The organism is Bacillus sp. WC2503, assembly GCF_052682895.1.
Genome location: NZ_JBQYMD010000001.1, coordinates 4683578 through 4702172, shown reverse-complemented (window position 1 = coordinate 4702172; position 18595 = coordinate 4683578). Strand labels below are relative to the sequence as shown.

General features: G+C 35.5%; 17 protein-coding genes and 2 tRNA genes. All 19 read right to left on the bottom strand.

Annotated features, from left to right (window positions below; translation table 11 throughout):
* Window positions 1–270: 270 nt before the first annotated feature.
* Window positions 271–2742 carry a stage II sporulation protein E gene (gene spoIIE / locus ACUN26_RS24245; RefSeq protein WP_445540890.1) on the bottom strand — a complete coding sequence of 824 codons (2472 nt, stop codon included), beginning with the start codon at window positions 2740–2742 and terminating at the stop codon, window positions 271–273.
* A gap of 262 nt (window positions 2743–3004) precedes the next feature.
* A tRNA-Glu gene (locus ACUN26_RS24240) sits at window positions 3005–3076 on the bottom strand.
* Between the two features lie 13 nt (window positions 3077–3089).
* Window positions 3090–3163: transfer RNA gene (locus tag ACUN26_RS24235), tRNA-Met, on the bottom strand.
* A gap of 161 nt (window positions 3164–3324) precedes the next feature.
* Window positions 3325–3810: a S1 domain-containing RNA-binding protein gene (locus ACUN26_RS24230; RefSeq protein WP_000021451.1), complete on the bottom strand. Its 486-nt coding sequence runs from the start codon at window positions 3808–3810 to the stop codon at window positions 3325–3327.
* Window positions 3811–3897: 87 nt separating this feature from the next.
* Window positions 3898–4257, bottom strand: coding sequence for a cell division protein DivIC (gene divIC, locus ACUN26_RS24225; protein WP_001208736.1), 360 nt, complete (start codon window positions 4255–4257; stop codon window positions 3898–3900).
* Window positions 4254–4907: a spore cortex biosynthesis protein YabQ gene (yabQ, locus tag ACUN26_RS24220; protein WP_000059780.1), complete on the bottom strand. Its 654-nt coding sequence runs from the start codon at window positions 4905–4907 to the stop codon at window positions 4254–4256. Before yabQ ends, divIC begins: the two co-directional genes overlap by 4 nt.
* Complete coding sequence (gene yabP, locus ACUN26_RS24215; protein WP_001059100.1) at window positions 4904–5212, bottom strand: sporulation protein YabP; 309 nt, start codon at window positions 5210–5212, stop codon at window positions 4904–4906. Before yabP ends, yabQ begins: the two co-directional genes overlap by 4 nt.
* 58 nt (window positions 5213–5270) lie before the next feature.
* Window positions 5271–5546, bottom strand: coding sequence for an RNA-binding S4 domain-containing protein (locus ACUN26_RS24210; protein ID WP_001234879.1), 276 nt, complete (start codon window positions 5544–5546; stop codon window positions 5271–5273).
* A gap of 14 nt (window positions 5547–5560) precedes the next feature.
* The gene (gene mazG, locus ACUN26_RS24205) at window positions 5561–7021 is read right to left on the bottom strand and encodes a nucleoside triphosphate pyrophosphohydrolase (protein ID WP_000014273.1); all 1461 of its coding nucleotides are present in this window, start codon (window positions 7019–7021) and stop codon (window positions 5561–5563) included.
* A 12-nt stretch (window positions 7022–7033) separates the two neighbouring features.
* A complete protein-coding gene (locus ACUN26_RS24200) occupies window positions 7034–8635 on the bottom strand; it encodes a putative polysaccharide biosynthesis protein (protein ID WP_000387567.1) in 1602 nt (533 codons plus the stop codon).
* A gap of 228 nt (window positions 8636–8863) precedes the next feature.
* Entirely contained in the window at window positions 8864–9400 is a 537-nt protein-coding gene (gene spoVT, locus ACUN26_RS24195) for a stage V sporulation protein T (protein ID WP_000648310.1), read from the bottom strand.
* A 136-nt stretch (window positions 9401–9536) separates the two neighbouring features.
* Window positions 9537–13067 (bottom strand): transcription-repair coupling factor, encoded by a 3531-nt coding sequence (gene mfd, locus ACUN26_RS24190; RefSeq protein WP_000579697.1) that lies wholly within the window; start codon window positions 13065–13067, stop codon window positions 9537–9539.
* 105 nt (window positions 13068–13172) lie between these two features.
* A complete protein-coding gene (locus tag ACUN26_RS24185) occupies window positions 13173–13397 on the bottom strand; it encodes an anti-sigma-F factor Fin family protein (protein ID WP_000399441.1) in 225 nt (74 codons plus the stop codon).
* A 70-nt stretch (window positions 13398–13467) separates the two neighbouring features.
* Window positions 13468–14028: an aminoacyl-tRNA hydrolase gene (gene pth / locus ACUN26_RS24180; RefSeq protein ID WP_079520253.1), complete on the bottom strand. Its 561-nt coding sequence runs from the start codon at window positions 14026–14028 to the stop codon at window positions 13468–13470.
* Between the two features lie 72 nt (window positions 14029–14100).
* Window positions 14101–15054: a ribose-phosphate diphosphokinase gene (locus ACUN26_RS24175; RefSeq protein ID WP_000107420.1), complete on the bottom strand. Its 954-nt coding sequence runs from the start codon at window positions 15052–15054 to the stop codon at window positions 14101–14103.
* Window positions 15055–15072: 18 nt separating this feature from the next.
* A complete protein-coding gene (gene glmU, locus ACUN26_RS24170; protein ID WP_000071045.1) occupies window positions 15073–16452 on the bottom strand; it encodes a bifunctional UDP-N-acetylglucosamine diphosphorylase/glucosamine-1-phosphate N-acetyltransferase GlmU in 1380 nt (459 codons plus the stop codon).
* A 322-nt stretch (window positions 16453–16774) separates the two neighbouring features.
* Window positions 16775–17068 (bottom strand): septation regulator SpoVG, encoded by a 294-nt coding sequence (gene spoVG, locus ACUN26_RS24165; RefSeq protein WP_000454042.1) that lies wholly within the window; start codon window positions 17066–17068, stop codon window positions 16775–16777.
* 152 nt (window positions 17069–17220) lie between these two features.
* Window positions 17221–17595: a RidA family protein gene (locus tag ACUN26_RS24160; protein ID WP_000869820.1), complete on the bottom strand. Its 375-nt coding sequence runs from the start codon at window positions 17593–17595 to the stop codon at window positions 17221–17223.
* Window positions 17596–17720: 125 nt separating this feature from the next.
* Window positions 17721–18569, bottom strand: coding sequence for a pur operon repressor (purR, locus tag ACUN26_RS24155; RefSeq protein ID WP_000702479.1), 849 nt, complete (start codon window positions 18567–18569; stop codon window positions 17721–17723).
* Window positions 18570–18595 lie beyond the last annotated feature (26 nt).

The following is an 18595-nucleotide window of genomic DNA, read 5'->3' as shown; positions in this document are numbered from 1 at the left end:
AAGAACAGCAACGTTAGTTACCTTGTCTATAATGGTACAACTTTTACAAACATTGTGCAAAAAAAAGATATACAAAAATTACATTTTTATCTTACATCCTCCGCACATATTCAAAAAAATAATAACATTACCTTTTAAAGCAAAAAAACCTAGGAATTCGCCTAGGTTTTTCAGAATAGACTATATGAATCAATAGCAGATAAAAAGCCCGATTGGTACGGGCTTTTTATCTGCGGGGATGGAGAACCCCCCACTGATTAAAGTTTTACTTTATTGCGCCTGCATTCCTACAATTGGAATCGTAGCCCACTTCGGCATATTCTTCTTTACTTTCGCCACAACAATTGTCATATCGTCATTTATATAACCATCACAAGAACGAATCACTTCTTCCATAATGATATCAGCAATTTCTTGCGGGTCCTCGGTTTGCAGTTCCTTAATTTTTCGTTTCATCCATAATTCATGGTTCTCCACATGCTGCGCTCCTTCAAAAATACCATCGCTCATCATAATAAGAATATCGCCCGTTTTTAATTGCTCACCCACTACATCAACCTCAACATCTTCAATGATCCCCATTGGCAAATTACTTGCTTCAATTTTCAAAATATTATTTGCGCGTTTAACAAAACTCGGCGTCGATCCGATCTTTAAAAATTTCGCATTCGCATCCCGTAAATCTACCATCGCCAAATCCAGTGTTGTAAACATCTCTTCTGTCGTTCTTAAAGAAAGAATTGAATTGATCGATTTAATTGCTATTTCCTCATCAATACCTGATTGAAGTATCTTTTGTAATAATTTTACCGTTTCCTTACTCTCCATATGAGCTCGTTGCCCATTTCCCATACCGTCACTAATCGCAAGTGCATATTTACCCACACTCAAATCCATCATCGCATAAGAATCCCCCGAAACAAACCCACCGCCTTTTGCAGCTGTAGCCAATCCCGTATCAAGAGAATACGTCTTTGCTGAACCAAATGATATTAAACTGTGACCATTTGGATAAGAAGACTTTTCTTCATGTTTAACGACAATATTTTCTTTTAGAATATCCGAAAGCATCGGCGCAACTAATTTTTCGCACTCACCATGCCCATTAGATGCAGCCGGAATTAACATCTCAATATCAATGCTCCCTCTATCTAAACAATAAATATCAACATGCTCCACTTCGACGCCAAAATCACGAAACGCTTGCAAAATTTGTTCTTCCTGTACTTGATGATTTTCTCGCTCTCTTTGTATTTCCTGTGCGAAATCCTCCATAACTTTTGATACGCCTAATAATTGCTCCGCTACTATTCTGCGATTTTCTTTCATTTGTTTTCGTAATTTTTGTCCCTCATAAAAGTGATCTAATTCACCGGCTACTAAATCTGTTACTTTCTTACCTCTCACACAATGCTTGTCCCATTCACGAACTAACTTCCGATTATGCTGCAGTGTTCCTTCTTCCGTTTCACTCATTATTTGTTTCATATAATCATACGTTTTGTCAAAATTAACCACCCAGCATTGATCCTTTTTAAAGCACGTTTGACATGTTTTCGCAGTAATTGTACTTAAAAATAAATCTGCCTCTGTTTCTTTATCTTCCTCCTCCACATAACCATATACAGAAAAGCTATTAGATAAAGCCGCAAACACATTTGCAAATTGATTAATTTTGTTCGCTGTAACATCGCGCATTCTTCTTAAATATTGTTGTTGATCTTGTGAATGCTCTTGTGTTCCCGGCATAAATTTAGCAATGCGATCCAGAACAAGTTTCGGTGTTAATAAAAAGAAAACAATTGCCACACCTGATTCAATTAAAGTTGTTACAATGTTCGTTTGCTTATCTACATATAATGTAATTAAGCTTGTCCCAATTAACAAACCTAAACTAACGCCTAGACGCTTCCCTTCTTTCAATAACCCTCCAAGCAATCCAGAAAAAGCAAGAAGGCTAAGCTGAGACAAACTGGACACATTCGCTAAACTTAATATTAAGCCGGTGACAACCCCAACTGTGGATCCTGTAGCAGCGCCGGCGATGAAGGCAAATACTAACACTAAATATCTAGTGAAAATATGTTGAATAGAAGCGTCATATACAAACCAATCCGTCGTACCTGTTAAAACAGATGCTAGTAATATAATTAAACAAACAATTTCTTCTGTCTCTAATGCTTGTTGTTTCCCTTTCCTTTCTACTAAGAGCGGAACACTTTGTAAAAATATCATCGTTAATACGAAACTAAGCCCCGCTTCAATCGTGCTAACGAGCAAATCGTACATGGTGATAGTTTGCTGTGCAAAATATACAACAACTAAATGTGCGGTTAATGCGGAGATAAATACTTGGAATGGTACAAGTCCAACAGTTTTACGTGTAAACCGACTAAAGAAGATATTATAAATGAAGAAAGTAAAGATAGACGCGAAAGTAAAAAATAAATTATCTATCGAAACTGAAAGTGCTCCTCCCATTAAAGCTAGGAATGCGAGCGGCATTTTATCTCGCTTCATAACATAAACGGCAGCGAAAAACGGTAATGCAAACGGTAAAATGTTTGTTAATATATACGCTCTTCCCAAAAGAAAACCAATAACAACAATAATAAATCCCCATCTAAAGAAAACTTGTTCAAACTTCATTCGCAACTTACTCGTCCACTTTATTCCTCCAAGCTGACTTTCATTTATTGCCAATGCACTTGTATTCATAGTATTCCTTCCTGCTTTAGGCATATTTTTAACACCACCTGCATAGTTTAATTACTGTCATTATAAAAGATGCTTATTGGGATTTTTGTCAAAACAACAGTTTTCACTTTTATAATCGTTCGACTTTTTATTCGAAATAACTCTACATATATACATAGTATGTAATTTATCTCCCTTTATTATATTGAAGATTCAGAAAATTTAAGGTGATTTTGTAGAAGTATTGTATGTCTTACTTTTTTATTTAACAAAAAAAGATCATGCAAGTTTGCATGATCTTTTTAGATGACCCGTACGGGATTCGAACCCGTGTTACCGCCGTGAAAGGGCGGTGTCTTAACCACTTGACCAACGGGCCGTTAAATTAAATATAGCGGCGGAGGGGATCGAACCCCCGACCTCACGGGTATGAACCGTACGCTCTAGCCAGCTGAGCTACACCGCCATGTCGTCTTATTTAACGGACAATTAGTATCTTACATCAGATATCATTTAAAGTCAACACATCTCAAAAACTTTTTTAAAAAATATATTTTCGCATATAAAAAAGCACCCTGAGCCATCACTCTGGGTACCTCTCTATATGTTAAAAACTAAACGTTCTTATTATCCGCGACGTGCGCCACGGCCACCACGTTTAGACTCTGTGTTACGCTTTAAAGAAGTTAAACGATCTTCGCTATCCTTTAAGAAGCGTGCCATCTTTTGCTCAAATGTTTCTTTTGGAGCTCGGTCGTTACCGCCACCGCGATTATCTCTGTTGAAAGAGCGATTATTACGTTGTGGACGTCCAGAACGTTGTTGATCACCACCGCGTTGGTATTCACCGCGTGGACGATCTCCTTCTGTTTTTTCACGTTCTTTCGCTTTTTTAATAGATAGACCAATTTTCCCATCTTTTTCAACATTAATAACTTTTACTTCTACTTGGTCGCCCACTTTTAAGTGATCATTAATATCTTTCACATAATTATCAGCAACTTCACTAATATGAACAAGACCCGTTAAGCCTTCTGGCAGCTCCACAAAAGCCCCAAAATTTGTAATACCTGTTACTTTACCCTGTAACTTGCTGCCTACCTCGATTGACATAAAAAAAATGCTCCTCCTTAGTGATTAAAAAGTCAAATTTTACTTTATTATATATAATCCTAAAATATAGTGTCAATAAGACATACTTTACTTAGAAACAGGAAAAATTATCTCCCCTTTTCCGGAGAAGAAATAATCCCTTCTAGCAATCTTTAATACGTACTCTTCATCATTTAACTTTTGAACTTCGTCTTTTAGACTTTTTTCTTTATTCGTTAATGAATCTAGTTCTTTTTTCATGTCCTTAACTTTTGCTTCTTTTGCTTTAATGGAACTGTTTTGTTGATAAAAAGTTACACTAATACTCGCAATAATTGTAAAAGCAAAGACAAGAAAAACCGCTAAACGGCGATAAAGTCGCTTCCTGTTCTCATCCGTTTGTATTATATGCTCTTTAACAGGATTTGGACTCTGTTTTTCGATTGTTCTTTGTCTCAGTTCCCTCATTTCCGAGGTCCCCCTAACTTCTTTTTTATACGCTCCCATAGTTGGAAGATGTGTCCCTTCAATTTTGCTATATATTGCAGGAACCCTACATGTTTCATTATAAAAAGTTTAACACGATTAGGGAGAAGTTTCCATATGAGCAAAGCAATAAATCGAACAGGCCAGAAAAAAACTTTCCATATGAAAAGTAATATCCAAATCACCATTTTCCATAACACATGTCCAATTGAAAGCAGTATACGAAATAAGAATAATATAAATGTAATAAATAGCTGCGCTATAATAATAACAGGTTTTATCATGAGTAGCTGTATAATTCGAACAAAAAAATGTGTTGTTTGCACAAAAATATAGATGAGAAAATTTAACAACCTCATGTATAGTGCTTTCAATAAGCTTTGATATGCCGCAAAACCACATAATAATGCCAAAAATACATATATACGTAGTTCAGCTTCATTTACGAGAAGTAATACATAAAAAACGAATAATGCTTGGACAACCCAAAATAGTATATCATGTATAAATACAAGCCAACGTTTACGTTCCTGACGCTTTAAAAAACGTTGGTATGTATCTAATGATGCTCCAATCCAAGCACCCATTCCGATCATCGAAAGCATTGTATACAACTGAATTGTTAGACTCATTTAAACAACTTACTAAAGAAGCCTTTAGTTTTCTCCCCTTGATTCTCATCAATATACAACATCTCATGAATCTTGCCTTTAATCGATACAACACCTTTTTCCACATCTAAATTCTTCATTTGCAAGTTTTGTCCACGAATTGTTAAAAAACCCATCACAGTCTCGAGTAAAAATTCTTCGCTATCAAAACTCTCTACTTGTTTTACACCAGTAATATCGATCACACGCCTACCACGCATAATAATATCATGCTCTACAGAAACATTTTGTTGATTAGAAGACATAGGTGAGTAACCATTATTCACGAAAATCCCCCCATAGCTTTATACTAGCTAATAGTAATGTATGAAGGGATAGCATATTTTAGAACAAGCCCTCTTCTGCTTTTACTTTTTCTTCGCGAACTAGGCTATACATATTTGCTGCATCTTCTTTTTTTGTTGTTTCTTTCAATTCATTTACTTTCACCGTTACTATTTTTTGACCGAAACGAATTGTTAATTCATCAGCCACTTTCACATCTGAACTCGCTTTTGCGACTTGACCATTGATAGATATTCTTCCTTGATCAGATACTTCTTTTGCTAATGTTCTTCTTTTAATTAAACGTGACACTTTCAAAAATTTATCTAGACGCATATCAAATCCCCCTATTAACGCTCTGTTTGCTTTGCCTCTTCCCATAAAACATCCAACTGTTCTAATGACAGATCTTGCATTTCTTTATTCATTTCAGCTACTTTTGCTTCCATGTATAAAAAACGCCCCATAAATTTCTCATTAGTTGAACGTAATGCTTCTTCTGGATCTAATTTATAATGACGAGCTATGTTAACAAATGCAAATAGTAAATCGCCAAATTCACCTAGCATCTTTTCCTCATCCATATTTATAACTTCTTGCTGGAATTCTTGCCATTCTTCTAGGGCTTTCTCTATCATTGGCTGTACATCAACCCAATCAAATCCAACCTTTCCAGCTTTCTTCTGAATTTCGTAGGCACGCATTAATTGCGGCAAACTTTTTGGAATTCCAGTTAAAACAGATTCTTTTACGAATCCCTTTTCTTGTTTTTTAATTCCTTCCCAATTCGCAATGACTTCTTCAGCATTATTTACATCTGTATTTCCAAACACATGTGGATGACGACGAACCATTTTCTCCGATAAAGTTCGAATAATATCATCGATGGAGAACCAACCTTCATCCTCTCCAATTTGGGCATGAAGCATGACTTGTAATAATATATCACCTAGCTCTTCTACTAAGTGATCATCGTCCTCTTCATCAATTGCTTCCAATACTTCATAAGCTTCCTCAATTAAATACTTCTTTAAAGATTGATGTGTTTGCTTTTTATCCCACGGACAACCATTCGGTCCACGAAGGTCTGCAATAATTTCTCTCAGTACATCAAACTGTTGATACAAGGATGCACGTTCCTGAACTGGTGGTACATACACACTCGTTAAATTATTCAATTCTGTTTCATGATCTAACATGTACAACGGTACCTTTTTGACTTGTTCAAACGAAGTTCCTGCAGCTGTTACGATATACACTTCATAATCATCTGGCAATATTTCCATTAATGTTAACTTCACATCTGAAGCAACGAACGCATCATACACTTGGCAAAAGATTAAATGTTGACGTAATTCTAATTGCCCTCTTTCAAATGATGTAGCATCAATTAATTGGAATCCTTCAATCGGATCGATTTTTAAACTTGCGAACATTGGATCAAGGAAACTTTGTCCACCTTCAATTCGCACTTCAACATTTGCTACTTCTCCTTTTTCTAAAAGTAGCTGAACTGTTCTTTCTGCTACTAGCGGATGACCTGGAACAGCATAAATAATTTCTGCACCTTCAGCTTGTTCTAGCAATGTATTCGCAATTGTTTCATATACAATTTCAAATGTATCATGCGCTTCATATATATTGTCGAAAGCCGTATATTTTATACCTTCTTTCTCCAACTCTTCTATAACCGGGTGCTCCTTCGTTCTAACAAACATATGGTCTGCTACTTTTATCTTTCGGTATACGCCCATCGTCAGCTGATCTAATTCACCAGCACCTAATCCTAAAATAGTAATGATTCCACTCACAACCTGTCACCTCTATCCACTCTTCTTCAATGAACCTTCTTTTTTCTCTTTTTTCATAACGGATCCTAATTCTTCTTTTGTAAATACACGTAATTTTAAAATTAAAAACATGTATGTCAATCCGCCAATAGCTACACCTAACAACGCTTCAAATGTCGCGATTCCTCTATGATTCCCATCAATTACCAACCCAGACATTTGTAACACACGAATAAACATTATTAATACAAATCCCATACTGATACCACTAATAACTATACCGAACATCTTCTGCTTATTAATAAGCGACCCCGATACAGATTGCATAAGTAATACACTATTTAACAAGGCAATTACAACAAGCGCAATTAAAGTTGCAATCGCAGCTCCTTTAACTCCAAAATGCGGCATTAACATATAGTTTAAAACTAACTTCAAACAACCTCCAAATACAACGAATATTGCTGGTTTTAATGTTTGTCCCAGCCCTTGTAAAATAGAAGCAGTTGTAATTGACAATGAACTAAATAAAATAGATAAAGATAAAATCGATAACACATCTGACCCATCACTATTCTCAAATAACATAATATTTGTAGGCTGAATAATGCAAGTTAATCCGATGGCTGCTGCAAATCCAATAACAAGTGTTATTTTCATCGCTAACTTTACCTTTTCTTGAATAAAAGCAAGATCTCCTCTTTCCTTTGCCGCTGTAATAATCGGAATAAGTGACAATGAGAAAGACGTTGTCACGACAGTACCTAATTGCATGAGAGGGATACTTCTGTCATAAACACCTTTTAGTACCTTTGCACTTTCAGCCTGTTCCCCTGCCCCAATGAGTAAAGTATAGAAGGAAACCGAATCTGCCATTTGTATAAAAATAAGGACTAAATTACTAACACAAATAGCTATTCCTTGCCAAAAAAGGATTTTAACAATTCTTCTTTTTCCCCCAACTCTCTTCAAGCTTTTAAAGAAAATGGCGCGAAAATCATGACGCATATAAAGTAAAAGTACGATAATCCCAATAAGCCCGCCTGCAATCGAACCTAACATAGCACCTGCACCGACTGTATATAGATCAAATCCGTGAGCAATAAGGAATAGTGATAAAAAGACAATAATAGATACACGAATCGTTTGTTCAATTACTTGTGAAACAGCCGTCGGCATCATATTATTAAATCCTTGAAAATATCCTCTCGCTACGGATAAGAATGGCATTAATATGAATGAAAATGAAATAACACGTAATAACTTATATAAGTGTACATCACCCATAGCCGATGCAATCGTTTCGGCACCAAAGAACAATGTGAAAAACCCTATAAAGCCAATTCCTAATAAAAACCAAAAAGATACACAAATTATTTCTTCTGCTTCTTTTTGTTTTCCTCTTTCTAATCTTTCTGCAACCATTTTTGAAATTATAATAGGGAATCCATAAGTAGCTAAAATTAAACAAAATCCATAAAACGGATAAATTTGTTGGTAAATATAAAAACCAACATCTCCCGCTATGTTTTGATATGGAATACGGTAAAAAGCGCTTAATACTTTTGTAATAAAACTTGCGATCGTTAATATAATAGCCCCACGCCAAAAGGCTTGATACTTCTTCGCTTCCATACAAGAAAACTCCTTTTTCTATTCTCACCTTTCGTATTATATCACAAAGAAAAAACAGGCTCCCTTACACCCACGAGTAATAAAGAGTTCTTACAAAACTAAAAATGTTCAACGAAAAAAGGTAGCAAAGCGCTACCTTCATTCAATATACCTATATCTCCAAATAATTGATTTTTCAAAAGAAATATCATAATTAGGAAAGATTGCAACTTCTAAAATTATATATCTTTACTGCTCCATTTGCTTCGCTAAGAAGCTCGCTGCTGTATTTACTGACTTATGCTCTACTTCACTTATAATAGCCTCTTTAGAGAAGATAATAACAGCTCCAATTGGATCCCCATTCGCAACAATCGGGCCAATTGTATAGGAGCTAACTTTTTCTGTTACTCCATCAATAATTGAAATTTCGCTTTCGTCCGTCATAATTACAGACTTACGCTCTTCCATTGTCTTCTCAATTAAATCGCCAACACTTTTATTTAAGTATTCTTTTTTAGATATGCCTGCTACTGCGATAATAGAATCACGATCACATACAAGCACATTATGTCCTAAGCTATCGTATAAAGCTTCCGTATATTCTTTTGCAAAATCCCCTAATTCACTAATCGGAGAATATTTCTTCAAAATTACTTCTCCATCGCGATCAACAAATATTTCTAGTGGGTCTCCTTCTCGAATACGTAAAGTTCTACGAATTTCCTTCGGGATTACTACCCTGCCTAAATCATCAATTCGACGTACGATTCCAGTTGCTTTCATTCTAATGCTACCTCACTTTCTACTGATGATCAAAGTGGTGAATTTACCTGTTCATGTAAAAATCACCAACTGTTAGACATAGTATTTTACACATTAGTTCTTCTATGCACGTCGAATTGTATTTTTTTATCTAATATTAGGCATTTATTACTTCTTTTTTTACATCTGGTAAGCCTTTTAATAAATTTTCAGCAATTGTTAACCACTTCGATGTCTCTAATCCATTCGTTTTCATAACGATTTTCAATTGTGATCCTTCCATTCCAAGACCGATCATACGCCCAAAACTATTTCCAAGCATGAATAATTTTCCACCATCAATATTTTGGCTTGCTTGTTCTGAGAACAGAATTGTTACTTCAAATTTATTTTGCTTAATTAATTCGATTTGTTCTTTCATTGCCAATACTTTAATATTTGCAATTTGTAATAAATAACCAACTTCTTGTGGGTAATCACCAAATCTATCGATCATCTCTTCCTGTAATTCTTCAATATCCTCAATTGTAGAAACACCTCTAAATTGTTTATACATCATAATCTTTTGTTTACTATCTGAAATATAAGCATCTGGTAAATACGCATCTACTTCTAAATCAATTTCAACATTAACTGTATTTTCAACTCCATCGGTTCCTCTGCGCTGTTCAATTGCATCTTTTAACATTTGAGAATATAGATCAAATCCGACAGAATCAATAAACCCGTGTTGTTCTGCCCCTAACAAGTTACCCGCACCACGAATTGATAAATCTCTCATCGCAATTTTGAAACCAGATCCAAGCTCTGTGAACTCTTTAATTGCTTGTAGACGTCTCTCTGCAACTTCTGATAGCACTTTATCACGTTTGTATGCAAAGTATGCATATGCAACGCGATTAGAACGCCCAACACGCCCACGAAGCTGATACAACTGCGATAGTCCCATACGATCTGCATCAAATACAATTAACGTATTAACGTTCGGGATATCTACACCTGTTTCAATAATTGTTGTACTTACAAGAACATCATGCTGTCCCTCTAAAAACGATAGCATAACAGACTCTAATTCACTTTCGTTCATTTTCCCATGTGCGTATGTTACACGAGCGTCTGGAACTAGCATCGAAATTTCATCTGCTTTTCTTTCGATATCCTCTACCCGGTTATATAAGAAGTAAATTTGCCCACCTCTTGCAAGCTCTCGCTCTATCGCTTCTCTCATTAACGCTGGATTATATTCCACCACATACGTTTGGACTGGGAAACGATTTTCTGGTGGCGTTTCAATGACAGATAAGTCCCGCACACCAAGCATAGACATGTGAAGTGTACGTGGAATTGGCGTTGCCGTTAGGGTTAACACATCAACATTTGCTTTTAATTGTTTAATTTTTTCTTTATGCGTCACACCAAATCTTTGTTCTTCATCAATAATAAGAAGTCCTAAATCTTTATAAGTAACATCTTTAGATAAAATACGATGCGTTCCGATTACAATATCTACTGTGCCATCTTTTAACCCCTTAAGCGTTTCATTTTGTTGTTTCCGCGTGCGGAATCTACTTAGTAACCCTATATTAATCGGGTAATCTTGAAAACGCTCTCGAATTGTTTCATAGTGTTGTTGTGCCAGAATTGTTGTCGGTACTAAAATCGCAACTTGTTTTTCATCCATGATTGCTTTAAATGCTGCACGAATAGCTACTTCGGTCTTTCCATATCCTACATCACCACAAAGAAGCCTATCCATCGGACGTCCGCGTTCCATATCTTTCTTAATTTCTTCAATAGAACGTAATTGGTCATCTGTCTCTTGATACGGGAAGGAAGATTCAAATTCTTGTTGTTCTGCCGTATCTGGTGTATATGCATAGCCTTTTGAAGCTTCGCGCTCAGCATATAATTTAATTAGGTCATCTGCAATGTCTTGTACAGATTTTTCAACCTTCGTTTTGACCTTCTTCCAATCGTTCCCGCCTAATTTATAAACTTTCGGATCCTTACCTTCAGAACCCACATATTTTTGCACTTGATCGATTTGTTCAATTGGAACATATAGCTTATCGTTACCTTGATATTTAATATTTAAATAATCTTTATGAACACCATTAATCTCTAATGTCTCAATACCTAAAAATTTACCTATACCATGATTTACATGAACTACATAATCTCCAACTTTTAATTCCGAATAACTTTTAATACGCTCAGCATTAGATAACTTTTGCTTACGTTGTGATTTTTTAACTTTCTTATGAAAAAGCTCCTTTTCAGTAATGACAACGAGCTTTTGCATCGGCATTTCAAATCCTGCATGTAAATCACCTACAGCAATCTGTAACCTTCCAGGCAATAAAATATCTGTGCCCTCTACAATATCCGCTTCAATATCATAATCACTTAAAATATGTTGTAGTTTTTTTACACGTTCATCATCTGTTCCAAGCACAACAGTCGTAAAGTGCCCTTCATTCCATCTATCAATTTCAGTTTTTAATAACTGCATCTGCCCATGGAAATCTTGCATTGTTTTACATGTCACATTCACAATGTTTTGCGGATGCGTATGTGCTATATGGCGTAAGAATAACGTTAAATATACAAAACTTCTTTTTTTATGATGAAGAAATCCCTCAAATGAGTGGGAGAAAGATAAATCCTGAATTATTGTTCCTTCACCAAGAAGTGATATATACCATTCCGCTTCTTCCGTTTCAAGATGTGATGCTGTTTCTTGAATACGAGAGATTTCATCTAAAATTACAACACCATCTTCTGGTAAATAATCTATCAGACTAGCAGGTTCTTTATAGAAAATAGATAAATATTTAAACATCTGTTCTATACTTTGGCCATTTTTCAACATTTCAATTTCATGACTTACTGTCTCAAGCACTGCAGTCTTTAATTTGTCATCGGAAAGTTTTTGCATCGTCTTAGTCAAACCTTCTTCAAGATGCTTAATTCCCGATTTCAATTCTTCCTGTGAAAATAAAAACTCTGTTGCCGGACCAAACTTAACACTTTCCTTTTTATCTTGAGAACGCTGTTCATCCACATCAAATAATCGAATAGAATCGACTTCTGTATCGAAGAATTCAATACGGAATGGTAATTCTTCAGTTAATGGGTAAATATCTAATATGCCCCCGCGCAAACTGAACTCCCCCGGAGCTTCTACCATCGACTTACGTTCGTAGCCAATATGATGTAATGTATGCAAGAGCGCCTCTAAATCAATCTCTTGCCCTAGATTAATTTCAATTTGCTTTTGCTTCCATAATTCTTTTATCGGTAAAAATCTACGTAATCCTGCGACTGGCGCTACAATAACCCCATTCTCTCCTGCCGCTAAACGATTTAGCACCTCAATGCGTTGCGCTTTTAATTCTGGACTTGCAACACCGATTTCTGATGCAATTAATTCGTTCACTGGGTACAGCCATACATCTTTTTCACCAAGTAATGCCACTAAATCTTCATGTACCTTTTGTGCTTGATATAGATTGTGTGTGACAATAAGTTGCGATTTCTTTGTTTTTTTATATAAAGCTGCCATTAATAATGAACGAGAAGATGTTGCCATACCTGATATAAGTTGTTCTTTTAAACCATCTTCTAACCCATTAATAACCGATTGTATTTCTTCATTTTTATAAAATTGCTCTAATAAACCTATCATTATCAAAACTCCTCTCAACATAAAGAGCAAGTCACCATATTTTATGCAAATATTTTGGAAAAAGAAAACAGAAAAATGCTTTGGACATGCCAAAGCGACAACATTTTATTGTAGAAATTTTTCATATTCATAATACTCAGGATAAGATGCGAGCGTTTCTTGGCACGATTCACAAATCGTTTTTATATATATATTTCCATTCTCATGAAAATGAATCATCTCTACTACCTCTTGCTCTGTTAGTTGAAATAAAACGTCGCTATATACTTTTTCTGCGGTAACGGAGCCTACATTACTCCCGCAATGCCTACAATAATAATACCCTTCCATACTAGCCTCCTAAATATCCAGTTACTACTAGTATGGGTAAAAATAAAATAAAATATTCCCAATCATAACCTTAACTGTTGAAAGTATTCATGATTTGGAGAAAAGGCTTATTTAACCACTCTTCACATGCATCCGCTGCTTTTTCAATGGAATGATTGACATCAGGAATCTCTTCGGATGTAAAACGTCCTAATACGTAATCTACTACCTTCATCCCATTTTTCGGGCGATCAATTCCCATACGGATACGTTGAAACTCTTGCGTTCCTAAATGCGAAATTGTTGATTTCACGCCATTATGTCCACCGGCACTCCCTTTCATACGAAGGCGTAATTTACCTACCGGGATATCTAAATCATCATACATAACAACGAAATCATCAACATCAATTTTATAGTAATCCATAAGTGGACGAATACTTTCCCCAGATAAATTCATATATGTAAGTGGCTTTAATAAGATTACTTTTTCTCCATTAACAAATCCTGCACCAAATACGCCTTTAAACTTCTGTTCATTCAAAGAAATGTTCCAACGCTTTGCAAGTTCATCAATTGCCATAAATCCAATATTATGCCTTGTTAATTCATATTCTCTACCTGGGTTCCCAAGTCCTACTATCAATTTCATTCTTGTACCACTACTTTCTTTTTTCGATACGAAAAGACGTAACCAAGCTTGGTTACGTCTCATTCTATCCAATTAATTGAATAATACACTTACAGATTCTTCTTCGTATACACGAATGATTGCTTCTCCAATTAATGGAGCAACTGAAAGTTCATGTACTTTGTCGATTTTCTTTTCTTCTGGTAATACGATAGAGTTCGTTACAACTAACTCTTTAATATTCGAATTTTGAATACGTTCAATTGCTGGGCCAGATAATACTGGGTGTGTACAGCAAGCATATACTTCAGAAGCACCGTTCTCAACAAGAGCGTTTGCTGCTAATGTAATTGTACCAGCTGTATCAATGATGTCATCAATTAAAATTGCTGTTTTGCCTTCGATGTTACCGATAATGTTCATTACCTCTGATACATTCGGACGAGGACGACGTTTATCAATAATAGCGATTGGCGCTTTTAGGCGATCTGCCATTTTTCTAGCACGAGTTACACCACCATGATCAGGTGATACGATTACGATGTCTTTAAGACCTTTTGTTTCAAAGTAATCTGAAAGAATCGGTACACCCATTAAGTGGTCGATTGGGATATCAAAGAATCCTTGAATTTGTGGAGCATGTAAATCTAGAGTGATTACACGAGTTGCACCTGCTGTTTCAAGCAAGTTTGCTACAAGTTTCGATGTAATTGGTTCACGAGAACGCGCTTTACGGTCTTGACGCGCATAACCATAGTAAGGAATAACAATATTAATTGTTTTTGCAGATGCACGCTTTAATGCATCGATCATAATAAGTAATTCCATGATATGTTCGTTTACTGGGAAGCTTGTAGATTGAATAATGAATACATCGCAACCACGGATACTTTCTTCAATGTTAATTTGAACTTCTCCATCACTAAAACGATCAACAGAACATTTTCCTAGTCCCACTCCAATATGCTTTGCGATTTGCTCAGCAAGTTCCTTATTAGAGTTTAAAGAGAATACTTTCAAATTAGAATTTAGATATTGAGTCGACATCTAGATTAACCCTCCACATTATGATTTTTTCTTATTCAGCAATTGATCAACATAGTCTTCTTTGTTAACTTGACGTGCACGTGCTACCGATAATGCTTTTGATGGGACATTCTCTGTAATTGTAGAGCCTGCTGCCACATAAGCACCATCTTCAACTGTTACAGGAGCAACAAGATTTGAATTACATCCAATAAATACCCCGTTACCAATCACAGTTTTAAATTTATTCTTGCCGTCATAGTTCACCGTAATTGAACCACAACCAAGATTCACGTCTTCTCCAACTTGTGCATCCCCGATATAACTTAAGTGTGAAGCTTTACTTCTATTACCAAAAACAGTTTTTTTGATTTCCACGAAGTTTCCAACGCGTACTTCGTCTCCAATAACTGAATCTGGGCGAATATGTGCAAATGGACCAACCGATACTTCTGTACCAAGCTTACTATCATGTACAGTAGATTGACGAATTGTCGTACGATCTCCAATTTCACTATCGCGAATTACTGTATGCGGTCCAATTTCACAATCAGAACCAATTACAGTGTTTCCCTCAATAATTGTTCCTGGATGAAGAACTGTATCACTACCGATAATTGCATCAGCAGAAATATACGTGTTACTTGGATCAATAATTGTAACACCATTTACCATGTTCTTTCGGTTGATACGATTTTTCATAATAATTTCCGCTTGCGATAGAGCGACTCTGTCGTTAACACCTAACGTTTCATCGAAGTGCTCTGTTTGATAAGCTGATACGATATGACCTTCATTTTTTAAAATCTCAATAACATCTGGAAGGTAATATTCACCTTGTACGTTATCATTTGAAACTTTAGAAAGTGAAGCGAATAAAGCTTTATTATCAAAACAATACGTACCTGTATTGATTTCTTTAATAGCTAATTCTTTTTCATTTGCATCCTTATGCTCAACGATCTTTTCAACATGACCATTTTCGTTACGAACGATACGACCATATCCAGCAGGCTCTTCTATGTATGCTGTTAGCACAGTTGCCATTGCTCCTGCTTCTTTGTGTTGCTGAAGTAATGCTTCCATCGTTTCAGCAGTTATTAAAGGTGTATCACCACAAATAACTAAAGTTGTTCCTTCTTCATTTGCAAGTACGCTAGCAGCTTGATCTACAGCATGCGCTGTACCAAGTTGTTCTGCTTGTAATGCAAACTCACTTACGTTTCCTAGCTGTTCTTGTACCATTTCAGCACCATGTCCAACGACCGTTACAAGTTTCTGCAATCCTAATTGAGTTACTTGATCGACTACGTGTTGTACCATAGGTTTTCCACATACAGGATGCAGCACTTTGTATAGCTTAGACTTCATACGTGTGCCTTTACCTGCAGCTAGAATCACTGCAAATCTGTTTGACATATAGACCCTCCATCGCAACCTATTTATCCATTAACGATATTATCCTAAATCATCATATATTTCAAGAAACACATTTTAACTATTAAATTTTACCATAATTCTTATAAGATGTTTTACTCTTTAGTATCTTTTTTAAGAAATAAGCTATACTATTTAAAATGATTTTGAAAAAATTAGTAGTTTCTTCTCTTCATTTTAATAAACGATGAATGTTTTAAATATAAATTATATAAAGTCAAAAAAAAACAAACTCCTGTAAATGCTTACAGGAGTTTGCTACAAAATTATAAGACTTTCTTTCAAAAGCCTTTTCATTCGAATTTTACGAAGCACCTGCTTCTTCAAACTCAACCTCTTCTAACTCGCCTAAACGATGATACTCCGTTAAAACCGCATCTTGAATTTTAGAGCGTGTATTAGAATTAATCGGATGTGCAATGTCACGGAATTCTCCATCTGGAGTACGTTTACTTGGCATTGCTACAAATAATCCATTATTACCATCAATTACACGAATATCATGAACAACAAATTCATGGTCTAGAGTAATAGAGGCAATTGCTCTCATGCGGCCTTCTGTGTTTACGCGGCGTAATCTTACGTCAGTCACTTCCATCTTGTGTTCACCACCCTTTTCTAAATAAGCGATATATTTGTATAAATTCCACAAATTTTCTATTTTCCCTTTAATTTTTTAAAAATTTTTAAGATAAAAATTTTTATTGCAATTGAATATAAGGATTAGTAGAGGTTATCGCTTACAAAAGGTTACTTAACTAGGGCGATTACTTCGATTTCAACTGAAACATCTTTCGGTAATTTTGCTACCTGTACACAAGAACGTGCTGGTTTATGAGTAGAGAAATAAGAACCGTATACTTCATTAACAGCATTAAAATCATCCATATCTTTTAAGAATACTGTTGTTTTTATTACCGTATCAAATGAAGCACCTGCTTCTTCTAATACTGCTTGTAAATTTTCAAATACTTGTTCTGTTTGTACTGTTACATCTCCCGTTACAAGCTCTCCACTTGCTGTTAATGGAATTTGTCCTGAACTGTAAAACATATTATTTACAATAATCCCTTGTGAATAAGGTCCAATTGCTTGTGGTGCCTTGCTTGTTTGAACAACTTTCATATTTTTTCACCCTTTTATTATTTATTTTTACTCTTTAAAAATAGTGCACGAAAAGCAGTTTGTCCATCTATTTTATAATTTATAAATAGAATAAAAAAAAGATAAAGCCATTTGCTTTACCTTTTTTATTCAACCTCTACAAGTCCTTCATCAAATGGTGTAAGTGAATAATTCCCCTTCTCCACTTGAATCGATTTTTCTTTCACATCAACTTCTGAAAGGCGAATTAATGATACAAAGTTATTAATAAGTCGTTCTTCGATATCTGTGGATTCTACTAATACACCGATACCAACAACATTAGCCTTAAACTCTTCTAGCATACTCATCATACCTTGAATTGTTCCGCCAGCTTTCATGAAATCATCAATAATTAAAACGTTTGATCCCTCTGGAAGACTACGCTTTGCCAACGTCATTGTTTGTATTCGTTTAGAAGAACCTGATACATAGTTAATACTAACAGTTGGACCTTCTGTTACCTTATTATCTTTCCTCGCAATTACTACCGGTACATCTAAGTAGTTTGCCACTGCATAAGCAAGTGGAATCCCTTTTGTTGCTACCGTCATAACTGCATCGATTGGTTGCCTAGCAAAGACAGAAGCAAACAAACGACCTGCACCATTAATATGACGAGGATTACTTAAAAGATCTGTCATGTATAAGTAACCGCCAGGCAAAATACGATCTGGATTTTCAAATAAGCTACAAAGCTCATCAATAATTAGATCTGCCTCTTCTTCACTTATATATGGTATATATTTCACTCCTCCTGCTGCTCCTGGTACCGTTTGCAATGTGCCGACCCCTTGTTGTTCAAACGTTTGCTTAATAATAACTAAATCTTCACTAATAGAGGATTTAGCCGATTGATACCTTTCAGCAAAAAAAGTGAGAGAAACTAGCTGACGAGGGTTTTGTAACAAGTAATATGTCATATCGACTAATCTTGTACTTCGTCTAATTTTCATACGCCCACCTCAAATCACGAATATTC

What these genes read in the sequence shown, in the direction of transcription:
- yabQ (WP_000059780.1), bottom strand. Translation starts at nt 4,907, where the DNA reads ATGAGTCTAACAATTCAGTTGTATACAATGCTTTCGATGATCGGAATG.
- divIC (WP_001208736.1), bottom strand. Translation starts at nt 4,257, where the DNA reads ATGAGGGAACTGAGACAAAGAACAATCGAAAAACAGAGTCCAAATCCT.
- mfd (WP_000579697.1), bottom strand. Translation starts at nt 13,067, where the DNA reads ATGATAGGTTTATTAGAGCAATTTTATAAAAATGAAGAAATACAATCG.
- glmU (WP_000071045.1), bottom strand. Translation starts at nt 16,452, where the DNA reads ATGTCAAACAGATTTGCAGTGATTCTAGCTGCAGGTAAAGGCACACGT.
- ACUN26_RS24210 (WP_001234879.1), bottom strand. Translation starts at nt 5,546, where the DNA reads ATGCGTCTAGATAAATTTTTGAAAGTGTCACGTTTAATTAAAAGAAGA.
- purR (WP_000702479.1), bottom strand. Translation starts at nt 18,569, where the DNA reads ATGAAAATTAGACGAAGTACAAGATTAGTCGATATGACATATTACTTG.
- spoVG (WP_000454042.1), bottom strand. Translation starts at nt 17,068, where the DNA reads ATGGAAGTGACTGACGTAAGATTACGCCGCGTAAACACAGAAGGCCGC.
- spoIIE (WP_445540890.1), bottom strand. Translation starts at nt 2,742, where the DNA reads ATGCCTAAAGCAGGAAGGAATACTATGAATACAAGTGCATTGGCAATA.
- ACUN26_RS24230 (WP_000021451.1), bottom strand. Translation starts at nt 3,810, where the DNA reads ATGTCAATCGAGGTAGGCAGCAAGTTACAGGGTAAAGTAACAGGTATT.
- ACUN26_RS24185 (WP_000399441.1), bottom strand. Translation starts at nt 13,397, where the DNA reads ATGGAAGGGTATTATTATTGTAGGCATTGCGGGAGTAATGTAGGCTCC.
- ACUN26_RS24175 (WP_000107420.1), bottom strand. Translation starts at nt 15,054, where the DNA reads ATGTCGACTCAATATCTAAATTCTAATTTGAAAGTATTCTCTTTAAAC.
- ACUN26_RS24160 (WP_000869820.1), bottom strand. Translation starts at nt 17,595, where the DNA reads ATGAAAGTTGTTCAAACAAGCAAGGCACCACAAGCAATTGGACCTTAT.
- spoVT (WP_000648310.1), bottom strand. Translation starts at nt 9,400, where the DNA reads ATGAAAGCAACTGGAATCGTACGTCGAATTGATGATTTAGGCAGGGTA.
- ACUN26_RS24200 (WP_000387567.1), bottom strand. Translation starts at nt 8,635, where the DNA reads ATGGAAGCGAAGAAGTATCAAGCCTTTTGGCGTGGGGCTATTATATTA.
- pth (WP_079520253.1), bottom strand. Translation starts at nt 14,028, where the DNA reads ATGAAATTGATAGTAGGACTTGGGAACCCAGGTAGAGAATATGAATTA.